Annotated in this window: 20 protein-coding genes; 6 read left to right on the top strand and 14 right to left on the bottom strand. The window is 47.2% G+C overall.

Annotation, left to right across the window (positions count from 1 at the left end; genetic code table 11):
- Nucleotides 1-322 precede the first annotated feature (322 nt).
- Entirely contained in the window at nucleotides 323-1426 is a 1104-nt protein-coding gene (locus AB2J24_RS18330) for an agmatine deiminase family protein (protein WP_367386557.1), read from the top strand.
- Nucleotides 1427-1638: 212 nt separating this feature from the next.
- Here the strand turns inward: AB2J24_RS18330 and AB2J24_RS18335 are convergent, their stop codons facing one another.
- Nucleotides 1639-1899 carry a HigA family addiction module antitoxin gene (locus AB2J24_RS18335; RefSeq protein WP_162651370.1) on the bottom strand — a complete coding sequence of 87 codons (261 nt, stop codon included), beginning with the start codon at nucleotides 1897-1899 and terminating at the stop codon, nucleotides 1639-1641.
- A 156-nt stretch (nucleotides 1900-2055) separates the two neighbouring features.
- Here AB2J24_RS18335 and AB2J24_RS18340 point away from each other — a divergent pair, with 156 nt between their 5' ends.
- Nucleotides 2056-2625, top strand: a complete 570-nt coding sequence (locus AB2J24_RS18340) for a ricin-type beta-trefoil lectin domain protein (RefSeq protein ID WP_367386558.1) — start codon at nucleotides 2056-2058, stop codon at nucleotides 2623-2625.
- A gap of 71 nt (nucleotides 2626-2696) precedes the next feature.
- Here the strand turns inward: AB2J24_RS18340 and AB2J24_RS18345 are convergent, their stop codons facing one another.
- The 3 genes from AB2J24_RS18345 to AB2J24_RS18355 all read right to left on the bottom strand — a co-directional run bounded on the left by AB2J24_RS18345 (nucleotide 2697) and on the right by AB2J24_RS18355 (nucleotide 5708).
- A complete protein-coding gene (locus AB2J24_RS18345) occupies nucleotides 2697-3566 on the bottom strand; it encodes a delta-class carbonic anhydrase (RefSeq protein WP_367386559.1) in 870 nt (289 codons plus the stop codon).
- Nucleotides 3567-3878: 312 nt separating this feature from the next.
- Nucleotides 3879-4919 (bottom strand): NAD(P)-dependent alcohol dehydrogenase, encoded by a 1041-nt coding sequence (locus tag AB2J24_RS18350; RefSeq protein ID WP_367386560.1) that lies wholly within the window; start codon nucleotides 4917-4919, stop codon nucleotides 3879-3881.
- Nucleotides 4920-5039: 120 nt separating this feature from the next.
- The gene (locus AB2J24_RS18355) at nucleotides 5040-5708 is read right to left on the bottom strand and encodes a class I SAM-dependent methyltransferase (RefSeq protein ID WP_162651366.1); all 669 of its coding nucleotides are present in this window, start codon (nucleotides 5706-5708) and stop codon (nucleotides 5040-5042) included.
- Between the two features lie 171 nt (nucleotides 5709-5879).
- Between AB2J24_RS18355 and AB2J24_RS18360 the strand changes: the two genes are divergently transcribed.
- A complete protein-coding gene (locus AB2J24_RS18360; RefSeq protein WP_162651365.1) occupies nucleotides 5880-6770 on the top strand; it encodes a LysR family transcriptional regulator in 891 nt (296 codons plus the stop codon).
- Between the two features lie 118 nt (nucleotides 6771-6888).
- Nucleotides 6889-7863 (top strand): endonuclease/exonuclease/phosphatase family protein, encoded by a 975-nt coding sequence (locus tag AB2J24_RS18365; RefSeq protein WP_367386561.1) that lies wholly within the window; start codon nucleotides 6889-6891, stop codon nucleotides 7861-7863.
- 89 nt (nucleotides 7864-7952) lie between these two features.
- On the opposite strand, the gene AB2J24_RS18370 is transcribed toward AB2J24_RS18365, so the two are convergent.
- The 8 genes from AB2J24_RS18370 to AB2J24_RS18405 all read right to left on the bottom strand — a co-directional run bounded on the left by AB2J24_RS18370 (nucleotide 7953) and on the right by AB2J24_RS18405 (nucleotide 13206).
- Complete coding sequence (locus AB2J24_RS18370) at nucleotides 7953-8444, bottom strand: GNAT family N-acetyltransferase (protein ID WP_162651363.1); 492 nt, start codon at nucleotides 8442-8444, stop codon at nucleotides 7953-7955.
- 83 nt (nucleotides 8445-8527) lie between these two features.
- Complete coding sequence (locus tag AB2J24_RS18375; protein ID WP_367386562.1) at nucleotides 8528-8884, bottom strand: RidA family protein; 357 nt, start codon at nucleotides 8882-8884, stop codon at nucleotides 8528-8530.
- 142 nt (nucleotides 8885-9026) lie between these two features.
- On the bottom strand, nucleotides 9027-9785 hold the full coding sequence (locus AB2J24_RS18380) for an isocitrate lyase/PEP mutase family protein (RefSeq protein ID WP_367386563.1): 759 nt from the start codon (nucleotides 9783-9785) through the stop codon (nucleotides 9027-9029).
- On the bottom strand, nucleotides 9782-10858 hold the full coding sequence (locus AB2J24_RS18385) for a bifunctional transcriptional activator/DNA repair enzyme AdaA (RefSeq protein ID WP_367386564.1): 1077 nt from the start codon (nucleotides 10856-10858) through the stop codon (nucleotides 9782-9784). Before AB2J24_RS18385 ends, AB2J24_RS18380 begins: the two co-directional genes overlap by 4 nt.
- Nucleotides 10859-11005: 147 nt before the next feature.
- Complete coding sequence (locus AB2J24_RS18390) at nucleotides 11006-11566, bottom strand: thioredoxin family protein (RefSeq protein ID WP_367386565.1); 561 nt, start codon at nucleotides 11564-11566, stop codon at nucleotides 11006-11008.
- Nucleotides 11567-11615: 49 nt separating this feature from the next.
- A complete protein-coding gene (locus AB2J24_RS18395) occupies nucleotides 11616-11930 on the bottom strand; it encodes a hypothetical protein (RefSeq protein ID WP_367386566.1) in 315 nt (104 codons plus the stop codon).
- Between the two features lie 83 nt (nucleotides 11931-12013).
- Entirely contained in the window at nucleotides 12014-12448 is a 435-nt protein-coding gene (locus tag AB2J24_RS18400; RefSeq protein ID WP_367386567.1) for a GNAT family N-acetyltransferase, read from the bottom strand.
- Nucleotides 12445-13206, bottom strand: a complete 762-nt coding sequence (locus tag AB2J24_RS18405) for a DUF2161 domain-containing phosphodiesterase (RefSeq protein ID WP_367386568.1) — start codon at nucleotides 13204-13206, stop codon at nucleotides 12445-12447. Before AB2J24_RS18405 ends, AB2J24_RS18400 begins: the two co-directional genes overlap by 4 nt.
- Before the next feature lie 180 nt (nucleotides 13207-13386).
- Here AB2J24_RS18405 and AB2J24_RS18410 point away from each other — a divergent pair, with 180 nt between their 5' ends.
- Nucleotides 13387-14007: an SGNH/GDSL hydrolase family protein gene (locus tag AB2J24_RS18410; RefSeq protein WP_162651355.1), complete on the top strand. Its 621-nt coding sequence runs from the start codon at nucleotides 13387-13389 to the stop codon at nucleotides 14005-14007.
- A 60-nt stretch (nucleotides 14008-14067) separates the two neighbouring features.
- Here the strand turns inward: AB2J24_RS18410 and AB2J24_RS18415 are convergent, their stop codons facing one another.
- A complete protein-coding gene (locus tag AB2J24_RS18415) occupies nucleotides 14068-14241 on the bottom strand; it encodes a hypothetical protein (protein ID WP_162651354.1) in 174 nt (57 codons plus the stop codon).
- 177 nt (nucleotides 14242-14418) lie between these two features.
- Here AB2J24_RS18415 and AB2J24_RS18420 point away from each other — a divergent pair, with 177 nt between their 5' ends.
- Nucleotides 14419-15060 carry a DUF805 domain-containing protein gene (locus tag AB2J24_RS18420; RefSeq protein ID WP_367386569.1) on the top strand — a complete coding sequence of 214 codons (642 nt, stop codon included), beginning with the start codon at nucleotides 14419-14421 and terminating at the stop codon, nucleotides 15058-15060.
- Between the two features lie 12 nt (nucleotides 15061-15072).
- On the opposite strand, the gene AB2J24_RS18425 is transcribed toward AB2J24_RS18420, so the two are convergent.
- The gene (locus tag AB2J24_RS18425; protein WP_367386570.1) at nucleotides 15073-15786 is read right to left on the bottom strand and encodes a transglycosylase domain-containing protein; all 714 of its coding nucleotides are present in this window, start codon (nucleotides 15784-15786) and stop codon (nucleotides 15073-15075) included.
- Nucleotides 15787-16149 lie beyond the last annotated feature (363 nt).

Genomic DNA, 16149 nt, shown 5'->3' on the forward strand with positions numbered 1-16149 from the left:
AATTAGAATGTAATTAATTTCTTTCGCATGTCCGCTTTCGAATGTATTTTGACAGTTGCAGTAATGGTGCATTAGTCTCCACAGTAGTCATTCGTCGATAGACATTCAAAAAACAAAAATTCAGTTCCATCTATCGACGCAGGATTAAGCGCATCTGTTTCAGTTTTCCGGACCGAAGGTTAATTAGAGATGCGTTTGGCGAACCTGTCTGGGTTTCACCGATCATGTTGTTCGATTGTCACCGATTTCTGGCAGGAGATTATTTATTTTCTGTCGCAATTTATTGGTGGAAATTTTCGACCTTAGGGGGCATGGTACTCACATGAAAAGACGGGAATTTGTTAGATCTTCTGCGGCATTGGCAGCGTTTGCTTCCTTGGGTGGTGACTGGGTGAGAGGCAATATGATCAATAAAGCCAGTGCGGCTTCGCACCTTCATGTTCCGCCCGAAGAGGCTCCGCATGAACTTACTTTCATGCAATGGCCGGTGAATCGCCAAGTGCATCCAGATCAGGAGTTTCTCGATATTCTGCAAGGCACAATTGCTGATACTGCCAATTCTATATCGGAGTTTGAGCCTGTAATTCTGTGCGCAGCCAAAGAGGATCAGCGCCGCGCCAAAACTCTGTTGTCATCCAATGTTGAGCTTTGGGATATTCCGACGGAGGATTTGTGGGCGCGGGATTCTGGGCCTTTATTCGCCATACAAAATGATGAGCTTGTTATCAGTCACATTCAGTTCAATGGTTGGGGCAACAATCAGGTGCATATGCGCGATGGCGAGATTGCAGCTCAGATAGCGCACCGCCTTGGCGTGCCGCTTGTTTCCAGCGGTCTGCAAGGCGAGGTGGGCGGTGTGGAGCATGACGGGCATGGGCTTTTAATGGCACATGAAAGCTCGTGGGTGAATGATAACCGTAATAGGGGTCTCTCCCGCGATGAGGTTGAGGCGAGATTGCTCGCCGCCTATGGTGCGACGCGTATGATTTGGGCGCAGGGCGTTAAAGGTGAGGATATTACCGATTATCATATCGATAGCTTGGCACGGTTTACAGGCGCTGGTCGTGTGTTGATCAATTTGCCGGATGAGCTGGATGAAGATGATCCGTTCCATATGGCCGCGTTGGAGACATATGAGGCATTAGAAGCGGCTAATCTTGATGTTGAGGTGATCCCCGAGCCAGAAGTTCGCCGCGTTGATAGTGTGGATTTTGTGGCATCTTATGCCAATTATTATGCCTGCAATGGTGCCGTCATTGCCGCCCAATTTGGCGATGATGAAACAGATAAGATCGCCGCTGATGCGCTTGCGCGGCATTATCCGAACCGTGAGATCATCACGCTGAATGTTGATGCATTGGGTGAAGTCGGCGGTGGCATTCACTGCGCTACCCAGCAGATGCCTAAAGTTGTAGTCAAAACTTAACGCCTCGTTAACCCTGTTTCATTAGTATTGATAGTTAAGTTATACATGTTAAATTATGGGTAACTTTGGGTTTATCTGATGTTTGGTTTATTTTAGCTTTACCGCTAAAGGGTTTTGCAAAAGGTGTGGGGGCCAATTGCAATGATCTTTAAAACTGGAACTCGATAAACCCATTTTTTTTTGAAAGCGGTTTAGGGTGTTTGGAGTGGCACTTATGTTTTGCGCTCATCCCACAGTGCCTGCATATTTATCCATGCACCAGAACCATTTCCAAAGTAGCGTCCAAATTTTCCTGCCGTGGCACGGGTAATGCTGGTTTTGCCATCAAACAACTTCTCCAACTCCATTTTAGAAATACCAATTGCCTTGGCAAACGCAAGCGGGGTCATGTTGTGATCTTTCATCGCACGCTGCAAAATAAGGCCCGGATGTTCTGGGTCATCATTTTTTTGCTTGGCAAATATCCGGTTCATGTTTGGAAACTTTTTGTTCGTGGCTGTTGTTTATCGCGGTGAAAGCATCAAATCTGCTGAGACTTGCCAAATTTTATAATCCGCCCTAATTTGCCTTGCAATAAGATATTGTAGAAAATAGCCTATTGAAGAATAGCATTGTTGGGAGGCAAAGCTGTGGCGGACGTGAGCTGGATAAAAGTTTTATTGGCGGGCTGCATAGCAATCGCATCTATCGGCGTCAGCGCAAATTTGGTTGCCGCAAATTCCAATCCTCCCAATATACAAACGCCTGCGCCTATCATCCATCTGAAAGATAATCTGGATGAGAAGGATAATCTTGGCTTTTGCATTGATACTGTAGGGCGAGGGCCGTCAGACAGGGCACATGTACATTCTTGCAAGCCTTTAAATGGCTCTACAGAGCGCAGCGATGTGCAATTTATTTATGATCCGGAAACGGGCCACATCATGTCAGCAGCCTATGATAATCTATGTCTGGAAATTGTGCCCACAAGTGATGTCGAAGTCGAATTTCACCTCAGCGCCTGCGAAAATAAACCATTGCAGAACTTCACCTTTGATACGGAGAGTTCCGAGTTGCACCTGACAGATGATTATGCGCTCTGTTTGGCAGCAGGCCAAACCAGCCGCAGCGCAGGGCCATTTATGTCACGTGACTTGCAGCTTAATGATTGTGATGATCTTGATCCTGCGCTCAAGCAATGGGTTGTTGTTTCCAAATAAATACCCCCCGACTGAGTATTTGTCGGGGGGGTCACCTACAAGAATGTAACAGGCAAGCTTTCGGGCGCTAGCTATTTTCCAATTGTAGAGATCAAGTCGGGGTTCACAATAAGATTGCGAACGCCATGGGCGTGATCTTCATCAAAGATATTGTCTTCCAACCAAGCGCCAACTGTTTCGATATTCACTTTTAAAACCTTTGGACGAACACTCCATGATACTTGGAATGGCGAGCCTTTTTCATTGTAGCCGGGGCCTGTTGTTGAACCATCATATTGAATAGCATCTCCGAGATAATTTGGAAGATTTACGGCCTGCGCGTACCCGTCGATATTGCCAACTTCGGCAATTTCTATGAAGTTCGCAGCACTTTCATCGTTCACAAGCACCATAACAACAGTTTCAACACGCAATTGCGGATTGCCAATGGAAGGGCTCAAACAGGAGCCAAGTGTAGGTCCAGGCTTTACCAGTGCGGTTGTGTGCACAAAATGTGTTTCAATTGTATCGCCGGGAATAAGGCCGCCATGACCTTTATCTCCATACTCCATTTTGGCAGGCATAAGTTCAGCCTCTGTTAGCACGCCATCATACTTAAAACCTGTGCCATAGCCTTTGCCATCACCATTGCCGGCATATGTGGTGAACTCGCCACCCTTATGTTCAGCATTTTCGTGGAAGTGAATGTTGCACAAGTTCATCTCCGCGTAAGTCGGCGCGGCTGCAAACGAACGTGTATTTTTACCTGTCGCTGTATCAAGATCACGAGGTGATTGTGGGCCAAAGCCAAGGCCTTCAGTGTTTCTTGCAAGGTTTGCTCGTTGTTTGGCAATCACTTCATCTGATGCGCTGTGTGACGCATTCCCAGATATTGCAGACACAGTCGAAATTGCAATAATAGAAGCAGCTGTGGCAAATGTTGTAAGTTGTTTCACTGTCATAATCGTTCTCCCAATTTTATACGTTATGTTGATGTTCAAATTTTGAATATCTTTGATCACGATGTTTGAAACTTGCCTTTCTGTGATACGGTCTTTGCGTGATACTGCCTTTCAATCAGTCCAAACTTGCCAAAGTCCAAAAAGATACACAAAATTATATGTTCGAAAATGGTCAAAATTACTCACCTATTATAGTGATTTATACCCAAGATCGTATTTAGTATTGCAGCTAGCTAATTGTTTTTACAACAGTATTTCGAAAACTATACTCAGTGGAACCCCCTAAATTTAAGGATTGACCTGTAAAGTGTTTTATGTAAACGGGTGCCAATTGGCTCCTGCGTTATTTGCAGCCATATTTAGATTATCTGAGGGTTGTTCTTGCATAATCAGAACAACATTGCCGCGCTTATGGCCTGTATCGACCATTGCATGTGCTTCTTGTGCCGCTTCGAAATCAAATGTATGGCCGATTAACGGTTTATACTTACCGTTCTCGGCAAGTTTAGCCAATAATTCTAAGTCTTCAAGCTTTGTCATCGCCACGCCGGGGATTACTTTCTTGCCCGATTTTTTGGGCGCACGTTCAAGCCCCAATAGTTGTTTAAAATTCCCAAGAATAAGGCCTAGGCGGCCTCTTGGTGCGAGTGAGTGTTCCACATCTGAGAAACCTATCTCGCCATTGCAATTTAGAATAATGTCGTACGTTTCACCGTTTTTGGTAAAATCTTCTTTCGTGTAGTCAATCACATGATCTGCACCAATGGATTGAACAAGCGCGACGTTGTTTGGCCCGCATATGCCCGTTACTTCGGCATCAAAGCTTTTGGCAATTTGGACCGCAGCAGATCCCGTTGAACCGGAGGCGCCAATGATCAACACTTTCTCATTTGGCTGTATGCCGCATTTATCGCGCAAAAAGCTAAGTGCAGTTGTGCCGCCAAAGCATAGGGACGCAGCTTCCGCAAAGTTGAGATTGTGAGGTTTCTTCACAATCAGACCATCTTCTTTCATCGCACAATATTGCGCATGGGCACCCATTGAAATGTCGGGAAATGCGACGACGGCATCGCCAATTTTAAATTTTTTAACGGATGCGCCGATGGCCTCTATTGTTCCGGATAATTCAGTGCCCAATATAGGTTTTCGTGGGCCAAATATGCCAAACATCAGCCGCCCCAACAGGCCAAAGCCTTTGGGTAGGATAAGGCTTCGCGCGCGCCAGTCACCGGACGAAACACTTGCTGCGTGCACCTTTATAAGTACCTGATCATCCTTGATTATCGGGGTTGGCACTTCGCTGATTTGCACAACGTCCGGTCCGCCATATTTTGAGTATGTGATTGCTTGCATGGTTCTGACTCTCATGTTTAATCGCAGGACAAGAAAACCATTCCCGCCAGATGGTTCTGGCAGGTGGGCTTATCGTTGACCTGAATTTTGATTGTTATTTAATCTTGGTTTTGTGGTTCGCTAGATTGCTCTGGCAACAATAAACCGGCAGGCGGGTTTGGTGTTGTGATCACCGGATTCAATAATCTCAAATCCGGCTTGTTTAACCGCAATTTCCAATTCATCTCCGGTTATGAAATTGACGTAAGGTGCCAGACCAAAGAAGCGCATAATGGGAATAAGAATGGGGAAAATCGGATTTTGCTTTTTAAGGCAAACCGTCTTGGATATAAACAATCCATCCGGTTCAATTGATTGGCGAATACGGGCAAGACCATCTTCAAGGTCGGTCAAAAGGTGCAAAAGCGATGAGGCAAACAGCACATCATATGTCTCGCCAAAGGGCAGGTCTTCAACACTTTTTTGTACAAAATCGACGTTATTTATGCCCTGTTCATGCTTTTTGCGATCGGCAATGTCCAGCATATTCTGCGAAATGTCTGTCGCCGTGATGTGGCGCACCTGGTCAGATAGTGTCAGCGCTGTTGTGCCAGTGCCGCAACCAAGCTCCAGCATATGGTCATCTGGCTTAAGATAAAAACGTGTGCGGTCGAGCGTATGCGCATAGGCGGCGGGATCACTAACCGGGCTTTTGGAATATTTTGCCGATGCTTTATCCCAGAATTTCGGATTGGTTTTTGGCGCGCTGACATTCATATTTTTGGGCATCTGTTCGGTTAATTCTGACATGGTCGGTTCTACTTACGATTTGAGTGCAAAACATAGGGTGTTGAGTGCAATGCATTGGGGTTGCTTTCTAAGCTGTGCCGTGATCCTATCAATACGAATATGAAAGTAAATTGCTTAAATATGTTAGTTTAATATGCATATTTGCATGGATTGGTTGGATGAAAGGGCATTATGGATTGGAAAAACACCAATTTTGATTGGAACCGGGCACGGGCCTTTTTAGCTACCGCAGAAGAAGGTTCGCTCTCAGCCGCAGCTCGTGCACTCCATATGACCCAGCCAACCCTTGGGCGTCAGGTGGATGCGCTTGAAGAAGAGCTGGGCGTTGTTCTGTTCGAGCGGGTAGGGCGTGGATTATTGCTGACCCCTGTTGGCGAGCAGCTTTTGGAGCATGTGCGCAAAATGGGCGAAGCGGCTGGTTCGCTCTCACTATCAGCCTTGGGTCATACCACAACGCTGGAAGGGTCGGTTTGTATCACCGCCAGCGAAATGACATCGGTTAGCGTTCTGCCGCCGATCATTGCCAAACTGCGCCGCATCCACCCGAAAGTCGAAATTGAGATATTGCCATCCAATGAGCCAAAAAATCTGCGCAAGCGTGAGGCGGATATTGCGATCCGAAATTTCCGCCCAGAGGATAATGACCTGATTGCCAAAAAAATCCATGATGAGCGCGGGTATTTTTATGCCACACCAGATTACCTTGATAGTTTGCCGCCAATTACAAAGTTCGAAGATCTTGCGCAGGCTGAATTTATCGGTTTTGACCATTCCCATGAGATGATCCGATATCTCAATAGCGTCGGCATACCCGTGACGGAGAAAAATTTCCCCGTACTTGCCGGCACGCACCATGTGCACTGGGAATTGACCAAGCTGGGTGTCGGCATTGGCGCCATGCCCGCCCGTTTAGGTGATCTGGAGCCAAAAGTAGTCCGCATTTTGCCCGAGCAAACAAATCTGACCTATCCCATATGGCTGACGACACATAGAGAAGTACATCTAAGCACCCGCGTGCGCACCGTGTTCGATTTTCTGGCCGAGGAATTGGTGCGGGGGTAAGGGGGAAATAGTACAAACCTCCCTTTCATAAAAACGACATCTGGCCCGCCTAGAATTGGTGAATAAACAACTTTATGGTATGTATGATTTCATAAATAACTCATAGGTGGAAAATCTTATGCCTCGTAATTTTAGAATTGGTACCTACAATGTAGAAAATTTGTTTGATCGTTTTGATGATCCTTATTCAGTCGGTGATGATACTTATGGGCGTTTTAATACGCAGCCCAAATCGCGGTCCCATGCTTTTGATGTAGCGCAGCGCATTCGTGACAACGGCATTGGCAAAAATTCAGTTGATATCGTTGCCCTGCAGGAACTCGAAAACTTTGGCGCTTTGCTGGATTTCGTGCAGGCCAGTGTCGGCCCTGATTATGGACCAAAAACTGGTGTGGTCAGCCTTCCCTCCAATGATCCGCGCGGTATCGATTTAGGCCTGATCTGCACAAAGCTCTTTCGCATTGGCCGCATCGTTAGTCATCGGTTTGATAAATTCCGCCGCTCTGATGGCAAGCTTTACCAGTTTGGCCGCGATTGTTTGCAGGTTGAGATCGTCGATAAAGATCGCGAGAACCTCGTGCTAACGGCCTTTATATGTCACTTTAAGTCCAAATATACGGGCGTTGATCCATTTAAGGACCCGGGAAAATACGCAAAAGCACAACGCAACAATACGCTCAAGCGTGAGGCAGAGGCACGAAAGGTCGTTGATATTGTATCGTCTGCGATGGATATCGAAAATGATCGGTTTGTTGTCCTGGGTGATCTAAATGATACGCCTGCCAGCGAGGCCTTAGCGCCGCTATTGGCAGATGATAACGCGCTTGGCGTTACCAATGCCGTTTCTGTCATCGAGCAGGCTGATACGGCAGAAAATTCTCCCGTTCGACGCCCTCGCGATACCCATGTTTGGCAGCGACCAAAGGCGGATGGAACAAGAGAAGATGAGTGGGCGCAAATCGACTATATTCTGTGTTCTAAAGCATTGTGGAAGTTAAGAACTGATAAGGTTGATGTTTTGAACTCACCTAAAAAACAGGGTTCAGATCACTTCTTTTCCTATATCGAGTTCGAATATCCCGATTTTAACTAACTCGATTTTAGTAAGATCAATTTTGGCAAAAATGGCGATCTGTTCATCTGACAATCGTGTTTGTTAACCTGATTGCAAAGAGGAAGGGCTCACGTTAGCGTAAGCTCCATCTCATAGTCATCCATGACATAACCGCCGCCAATATCCTCAACGACGGTGTCTGTTTTTTTGAAGCCCATTTTCTCATAAGCTTTGATTGAGCCGATATTGTTTTTGTTCACGGTCAGGCGAACTTTGTCCAATTTGAGTTCAAATGCAAGGTCAACAATATGGCTCATCGATGTGCGGCCCAAGCCTTTTGAGCGCTCTGTTGACAGGATGTAGAGTTTACTGAGGAATAGTTCATTATCGTTTGGCTGCACACCCATATACCCCACAATGCGGCCATTGTGACCAATGAGAAAATAACGGTAACCCTCATTTTCAATTTGGTTTTTAATCACCTGTGGAGAGTGAAAATGCTCCAACATATAAGTAACCTGATCGGACCCAACAATCGGGTCATAATGGTCATGCCAGATAAGGTTGGCTAGGCTGACAACACGGTCGATATCGCTGTCCGTTTGCACTGCTTTGAACATTCCTTCACCTCCCGTCGTATACAGGCAATTGTCGCACCATAAACGAACTTGATCAAGTAGAGTGTACCACTAATCCTAAATGACTAGTCGTATGCAGCGGTAACTATGATTTCGACATAAAGCTCAGGTCGGGCAAGTTTAGCTTCGCCGCAAGCACGTGCAGGGGCATGACCTTCTGGCACCCACGCATCCCACACAGCGTTCATTTCCTGAAAATGCTTCATATCAGAAACCCAGATAATGGCTTGAAGAATTTGCTCTTTTGATGATCCGGCCTGAACCAAAAGCGCGTCAACCTTTGCTAGCATCTGCGCTGTTTGATCGCCCGCAGACACTTCTTCGCCCGCTTTGACATTGCCCACCTGACCACAAAGATACACAGTGCCGTTGTGCTTAACAATTTTGCTCATGCGTGTTGCAGTTTCTTGTCGTTCAATCATGGTCGATCTGCTCCTTCTGTGGAGGGCGGGTTGCGCCCATTTTAAATGTGATTATGGGAGCGGCATCTCACAAAATCACGCCACAGGCTAGGTGTTTATTGATTTTCTGGTTGAAAAACTTTTGCAACGCCGAGAGACGAGCCTAGTGGAGAGCATTATAGCGCTCTGTCAGGTCAGAAATTGCATCGCGATAAGGCGCCGGCCCATAGCTGGCGCGAGATGCTCCAACTTTGGTAATATCACCAAAAGAGTTCAATTCGCCTCTCATCATAACGTTTACAGGAAGGTTTGCAGCATCAGTAATCCGTTTAATCAGATCGTGTTGGGTAAGGCCGGGAATGAAAAAGCCATCCGCTCCGGCGTTTGAATAGGCAACCTGGCGTTCAAGAGCCTGATCAATCAGCGCCGCATGTTCAGACGGTTCTGCTTTGAGGAATAAATCAGTGCGCGCATTGATAAACAACGGAACATCTTCCTGCTCGGCGGCTTCACGCGCTGCCTGTATCCGCTCGATCTGTGTAGGGATTGCATGAAGACCTTCGCCGCCCACCACCTGATCTTCAAAATTAATGCCGATAGCACCAGCCTTGATGATTTTGCGCACATTGGAGGTCACATCTGCCGCATCAATCGCGTAACCACCTTCGAAATCTACACTGAGCGGCAGATCAACTGATTTTGCAATGCGCTCCACGATTTGCAGGACAAATTCAAGCGGAATAGCTTCGCCATCACCAAACCCTTGTGCGGCGGCAACTGACCAGCTTCCGGTTGCGCATGCTTTGGCACCTGCATCTTCAAGCGCTTTGGCGCTGCCAGCATCCCAGATATTGTAGAGGACGAGTGGTTCACTCTTCTTGTGAAGAGATTTGAAATGGGTGGCTTTGTCAGACTGGTTCATATTGCTTTGCTCTCATGGGGGCACATCTTGTAGTGCCGTTCGATTTCAAGAAGTTTCTGCTTGCGCCATAGCCCGCCGCCATATCCGGTTAATGAGCCATCAGCGCCAATAACGCGGTGACATGGTACAACAAGCGAGATTTGATTGGCACCATTTGCCCGCGCAACTGCACGGGTTGCAGATGGTCGGCCAATCCCTTTTGCAATGTCGGAATAACTGCGCGTTTCGCCCGCAGGTATGCGCAACAACTCATCCCAAACGGCCTGCTGGAAAGGCGATCCGGCAAAGGCGAGGGGCGTGGAGAAACTGGCAGATTTTCCTGCGAAAAACGCCTCCAGTTCCAGCCTGATTTGCTCACCTGCGTCTGTTTTCCCAACCCCGAGTTTTCCTTTTGCCTGCTTATCGAGCTTGCCAAGTTCGGTTTTCAAAGCTTTGCGATCGACAAATTCCAGAAGGTGCAGATGCAATTGACTGCTGACTGCGATCATATCTCCCAAAGGGGTGGTGACCCAATCAGCAAACAGGGTGGGGTTGCTATCCAGACTGCCCGGTGCCCGGCCCAAAAGTTTTGCAAATGATGCCCGAAAAGCGCTGGCTGATTCAAAATTAGCCTGGATCTGCGCATCAATGACTTTGCCGCCCTGCGAAATCGTTTCAAATCCATCACGCAATCTTCGCTGCCGCGCCATTTCAAGAAACGTCATTCCGAACTGACGCTTAAAGCTTCGACGAATTGTGGAAGGGTCGAAGCCCATCCGCTCAATGTCCAACTCCGACCACCGATATTCCGGCTTTTCATCAAGTGCTGCAAGAAGAGCAGCAATCGCAGGATCAGATGACGCCATCGGGGTTAGTGGGTGGCATCGTTTGCAGGCGCGATACCCCGCTTCAATACATTCGCCCACGGAAGCATAGAACGTGCAATTTTCCGATTTTGGTTTTCGTGCAGGGCAGGTCAGTCGGCAAAACACACCTGTTGTCGACACGCCCACATAAGCCTGCCCGTCATAGGCCGCATTCCGGTCTAATAAAGCCTGATAGAGTGTGTCGTGATCTGGAAGGTCAAAAAGCATGCGCCCACCATATCACCAAGTGTGCACAATGCCGCCGAAAATCGGGCGTGTATTTTCTTTTTTTCGAATGCTTTCGAAACAAACATCAACGATGGCTGCATTTGCGAGATAAATGTGAAGTTGCTGATCTGGTTTCTTAGAATATATTTAAGACCATTTTATACTGCACCCCATTGATGCATTTTGTTGGCGCGGGCCTTCGCCTGTTTTACCAACTTGCATCATGGCATTGAATAGTTCGCGATCGCGGTTTGCAAGTTCGCTCGGTGAGCTACCCATCGCGCCGTTATCAAGGCGGCCACGATATTGCAGTTCGCCTTTCTTGTTCAGACCAAAAAAATCCGGTGTGCATATTGCACCGTAGGCTTTGCCGACTTCCTGTGTCTCATCAACAAGGTACGGAAAATTAAAACCATGTTGCGCGGCAAATTTGATCATGTTTTCGGGGCTGTCTTCCGCATAGTCTCGGTAGTCATTAGACATAACAGCAAGCACATTGATCCCATTTGTAATCAGCTCATCCGTATCGGTGGCTAAGCGGTTGGCAATCGTTTTAACGTAAGGGCAATGGTTGCAGATAAAGGCGATCAATAAACCGTTCTCGCCCATATGTTCACTCATGGTATGGATTTTTCCATGTGCATCAGAGAGCGTAAAATCCGGTGCTTGCCAACCAAAATCACAAAGGGGAGTATCGAGCAATGCCATGGAATTTCCTTATCCGTTTTCTAACAGGTAGCGCGTCGAATAGCGGATTTCAATAGGACCAGTTGTATGGTTTGTACATGCCATCCGACGATAGTTTTTCCATAAACGGATTAAACATGTATCTCATGATGCCTCGCACACGAACAATTGGCAGCGGATAACCACCGATCTGCGTTTTATCAATTTGAATGTCCGCAGGCGGTACATTCTCAAAACATACAAGGTCATTTAGAACATCATCCAGCCAAATGGTCTCTGCATGCCGATGATTGGCCCAATCAGTTGCATTTCCTTCCGCCCAATAGCCGCGTTCATCTAGTTCAAACCCATTTGGAGCATGTCGTTCGAGTATGCTTTGTGCCATTTATATAGGTTTATTTTCCTACAAAGTTATAATAACAAAATACATGATGAACAACCAACTCAAGAGTGTAACAAATTACCAAATCATCGAGAATCTCTGAGCGAATATTCACGATAAGCAATTTTATATTCTTCATCTCCTTTATAAAAGCTCTCCGTTTCCACTGAAAAGCCAAATCCCGCATAAAACGGCATGGCGGTAACACGTGCATTGCACCAGAGGCGCTTTGTGCCGGAGCTTTGCGCGACATCGAGCACATGCTGAAGAAGTGCTGTGCCGCAGCCTTTACTTTGAAACGCGTGATCAACTGCCAACTTCCTGAACTGCATGGCGCCATCTTGCTCAAAAAGCGAAATCACGCCGATAAGCTGATCTGTTTCAAACAGGCCAAAATGCTGCGTTGAGGGCAGGTGGTCATCGGCCAATAATACGAGCTCGTCCGGCCCATCTGGCCAAAGCACTTTGCGTCGAAGCGGGTAGGTGTCTTCTGCTGAAATGGGTTTGATGGAAAAGGTCATGCTTTATCGCCAGCCTTATCAATCTCATCCAGCGCATCTTTAAACTCAACTACGGCTAATTCACCCTTGGGCGTGATACCGTAAATACCTTTCAGCACCTTGCCGTCCTGCTCCATATGTATGCGTTCAAACCAGCCGTAATGATCGGCTGCCATGATGGTGCGGGCGCGGCTTACATCTGTCGCCTTGGCGATGATCGAGGCTTTGGTGGGGCCGTGTTCATTCAGATATTGCAGGCAGCGCAGAGCATCTTGTCGATAGGCGGTGATAATGTGTGTTCGCCGGGCCGCGCCACCCTGATTGGGATCACCTACACGGGTTGCAAATTCACGCAAAAGGCGGGATTTCTTTATCTTTGATTGGCGTGGCTGATAGGGCGCTGGGTCGAGGTGAATTTCGGTAAATCCATCTCTGAGCCGCACCGTGATGAGCCCAAGCCCGAGGCGGCGGCACAGGTTCTTGTTGTTTTTCAATGCCTTTAAAAAGGGCTTGCCCGTGCCGCGCGGCACAGCAATGTAAACATCATCAGTCAGGCTCTGCCGATCAATTCCCTGATGAAACAGCGATAGCGAAAACGCGGTTTTCAACTCTACAACAATGGGCGCTTCAGCCGTGCCACCATCGCCAGTTCGCACAGCCACAATATCGGCCTTACCAATCTCGCCTTTCACCTCATAGCCCTGGCCCTCCAGCAATGCTTTGACAGGCGCATAAAGGTCGGTCTCGCGCGGTTTTTGGGTGGGTTTGGTTTTGGGCACAGATCACCAATTCGGTTGCAATGCTTTGAACTATATCAATGAATTTGATTCTACGCGAGCACCTGATGTGCGCCTTATGCAATGGTTTCAATTCAATAATTTAGAGTTTGACTTAAACTACTTATGATGCAACTGTTAAAATATACAACTATAAATAGAATGATTGAGGGGATGAAAGTTATGGCAGATATCAGATTGGCGATGGTTGGGGATTCATTATCGGCAGGTGTTGGCGATGGGGTGGATACCAACGATCCAACGGCGACTGTTTTTTCCAATGCGCAGCCTATAACCAACCCGAATTGGATCACTGATGCCAATTATTATCGGCCCGGCGGCGCGTGGTCTGATTATGGTTATCTTCCCAAATTGGTCACGCGGTTAAACGGCGCTGGTCATAATGCCAGCATAGCATCTGTATGCGTTATGAATGGGGCCACCAGCCAGCAAGCTAAAGATATTGGCGCAGGAACCATTGTAAGCAGCGCAAACCCAAAACCAACTCACACTATTATTTGGCTTGGTACCAATGACGGTGTTTATAATTCGCCGGCATCTCAGGTCAATGTTGGAAATGTCATCATGCAGGTAATCAATGGCAATGGCGGTTTGGTTTTTTGTATGACCAACAATGCGACATGCCCAACTTGGGTGGATGCGCAAAATCAGATATTAGCGCCTTACAACGTGCCTACTTATACTGGCAACCAGGCGTGGATGCAGGGTCACCCAAATCATGCAGGCTATCAGCAGATTGCCGATGGCATGTATGACAGTTTGCATGGCAAGGGGTGGTGGTAGTATCTGCCTGGTGAAGGGGTGCATCGTTGGGCCCGATAGCGATGCTGTTATAGGTATGCGCTATCCGCCCAGCATACCCAGCCAGACGAACTCATAAATAGTTGCGCCAAAAGCAATGGCAAACAGGGCGTAGCCCGCATATAAAAACCACCTTTGCGGCATCCGGTCGAGCATGGCGCGAAAGCGTGCCCATTCCTTGCGGATGAATTTTTGTTTTGGTTTCGGTTTCATCATCTGTCGTTCGGTTCATCATCTTGCATGTCTGCCAAAACCTAATGCGGTGAAAGCTCCACCTTGTCAATCCATGTGCCAATACCTAAATCTATTGCAGGTTGGCGTTCGCGGGATTGAATCAACTTCTCACGATATCGCCATAAGAGATTGATATTTAACCATCATGAGGGCGATAAGATGGATTTTGCGACTGCAGTTCAGGTTTGTTTTAAAAAATATACAGATTTCACAGGTCGCGCGCAGCGGTCCGAATATTGGTATTTTTTCTTATTCTCATTCTTACTTCAATTATTGGTAGATATTGTCACCGGGTCAGAATTCGCATCCGGTATTGTCTCGTTAGGTCTGCTTTTGCCCAGCTTGGCAGTGGGGGCAAGACGTTTGCATGATACAAACCGGTCTGGCTGGTGGTTATTGCTTGGCTTAATCCCGGTTCTTGGTTGGATTGTCCTACTCGTATTCTTGGTTAAAGAAGGAGACAAGGGTGATAATGACTTTGGTTACGATCCGCTGGACCGCACCGTGGACCCGCACGAGCCTGCACAGCATGATGTGGACGCAGAGCCTGCGCCGCGCAGCCGCTACGATGATGACAATGGCAATGATGGCGATGATGATAACGACGACGATGAAATATCAAATGAAGACAATCCGTGGGTAAAAGCCCGTCGTGAAAAAGCCGAAGCAGCAAAAGAAGAAGCTGCCGCCAAAAAACAGGAAAAAGCAGCGCAGAAGAAAATTACCGAAGAAAAGAAACGCCGCATTGAACCGCCAAAATTTGGCCGAGATGCTGCCAAGAAAGATAAGAAAGATAAATAGGCGTTAGAGCGCCTATTTACATCCATCTAGCCATACATCTTTCAGATCAAGTGGCTCACATGCTTTGGCAATGAGCTTTTCAATTCGGGTCACACGCTCGGTCAGCGCAGCATCTGGTTTGCGCAGGTTGTATTTCGCAGGTGCAATCATCACCGCGACCAGCGATAAAAATTCTCGATCTGAAAGTTCGTTGACCTCCTTGCCATAGATTTTACGGCTGGCATTGAAAAAACCTGTCATCCAGCCATCCGGGCCTTTGCCCATCTCAACACTATCGAGAAACAGCGCAAAAATTTGTTCTTTGCTAAGTTCAGCTTCCAAACCCATCGCATAGGTCGTCTGCCGAAACTTTGCGATGCCTGGCTTGAACTCTGAAAAGCCAACGCGCTTGGCCAGAGATTGGGTGAGGGTGGTAATACCCGCACCTTTGGATGTCAGGTCAATGCCAGAATGGTCATAATAGCCCGGATCCTGAACCAGAAGCAGTAGCGCGGCCTTGTCTTGTCCCAAACCATCAAGCCTCAAATCATCAAGCCTCAAATCATCAGGCCCCAAATCATCAGGCCCCAAATCATCAGGCCCTTTGCCATCGGCAATAAGTTGGTCCGCCCGAACCTTCAATTGGGCAGCATCTTTGGTGGCGTCAGCATAGCAATAAACACCATAAACCACCACCGCTATAGCTAAAAGAAAGATACCCTTGATAATGTTTCGGACAATAACCATAAAAAACTCCCGCATACCTATCCAACACCCAAAACATCGCGCCAAATTGCGTCAATAAAATGCTTGAAATGTGTTTTGTGTTTGGCAGTGCGGGGTGGTGTTGAGACGTATGGCAATTCTGCACGGGTTTAGTGATGCCGATGGCAGTTGAATAGTTGCGGTAGCATGCAAACCACTAGTTCCGCTCTTAGGTTAAGAACGGATACTTGAACTACAAATTAGGATGTTAAAAATGTGCCGATATTGTTGATAAAGTCTGCCATTTGTTTGCCTTGATGGTCTGATTCAATTTGCTCATTGATTTTCATATGGAGAATGAGTTGATGATGGGATTACAAGCTGAACCGGATCAGTTGTTCTATG

The organism is Lentilitoribacter sp. EG35, assembly GCF_040784015.1.
Taxonomy (GTDB): domain Bacteria; phylum Pseudomonadota; class Alphaproteobacteria; order Rhizobiales; family Rhizobiaceae; genus Lentilitoribacter.